Source organism: Synechococcus sp. R5-13, assembly GCF_047462015.1.
GTDB lineage: Bacteria > Cyanobacteriota > Cyanobacteriia > Thermostichales > Thermostichaceae > Thermostichus.
On record NZ_JANSIL010000152.1, the window covers coordinates 1 to 1,121 of the forward strand.

Annotated in this window: 1 protein-coding gene; it reads left to right on the forward strand. The window is 54.9% G+C overall.

All coding sequences use genetic code 11. The features are described from left to right. The first annotated feature begins 113 nt into the window (after nucleotides 1-113). On the forward strand, nucleotides 114-977 hold the full coding sequence (locus NW840_RS11620; RefSeq protein WP_414344428.1) for a hypothetical protein: 864 nt from the start codon (nucleotides 114-116) through the stop codon (nucleotides 975-977). The last annotated feature ends 144 nt before the right edge of the window (nucleotides 978-1,121 follow it).

Here is a 1,121-nt window from a genome sequence, read left to right on the forward strand (position 1 = left end):
CTGCTTTGCTTTGGCTACCATGTTGGCAGACTCGAAAGTAAACAGAAAGATCAACTGGTAGTAATCCGTAGTGAGCATATTATACATTATTTTCAGTATAGTTGAGCTTATTATTGACTAGAGTCATCCTCTATCCTTGGTTGACCCTGGGCCTGCTGGTTCCTCTGGCCTATTGGTGTTGCTCTCGCTGGGTTTTTGCCCTGGCCGTGGTGAACTTTGGCCTGGCGTTGCAAGGGTTAGCCGAGCGTTTGGGCAGCTCTTTCCAAGGTTTAACCCTTTTGCATCTGCTTGGTGTTGCAGTTGTGTGGGGGTTGGGTCTGTGGCACCAACGCCATAAGCCTTGGCTAAGCCGGGTTTTAACTGAAGGAAGGGATCCAGAGCTTCCCGGCGAGCTGGAGCAAGGCTTGGATTTGGCCCCGACAGCCCAGAACTTGGCTCTGCTGGGGTTGGGTGTCCTGCTCTATGTCTGGAGCTTCGTCGGGACGTGGGTCGATCTTTCCGAGGATCCCCTCTGGAACGTTGGGGATCCCTGGGCGAGCTTGTCGGCAGTGGGGTTGCTGCTGCTGGCGGGCTGGGGCTGGTGGCAGGGTTGGCAGGAGAAGAGATCCCAGCCCGTTTCGTCTTGGCTGAAGGATGCTGCTGTTCTGATTTCTCTGGTTGCCTTGGCGCTTTTGCTGGGGATCGGCAGCGCTGTGCCTTTGAACGTGACGGCAGGAGCAGCCTTGGTCCTCTTTGCCCCCTGGATAGTGACCTTGCTGTTGCTGGGGCTGTCAGCAGTGCTCTGCTGGGAAGGGCTACAGCAAGGGCGGCGGGGGCGCTTCTGGCAGGGACTGTTGGGGCTAACCCTGGTGGTGCTGACCCGCTTTTTCGAGTACCCAACCGGCCTGTTGGCCAAGTCGGCGGTGTTGGTGGCCTGTGGGATCGGGGTGATCTGGATTGGGCTGAAGTTTGAGCGGCGCATCTTCTCCAGATCCTAAGTTTTCTTTTCCTTCTGGGAAGCCAAGTCCGCTTGGTTTAATTTGGTTTAACTAAGCGCACCTTAAGGCAAAGACCTAGGTTGTGTTGATCTTTCATTTGAGCCAAAAGAGAGCACTGACGAGATAGAGAAAACTCAAGAAGTT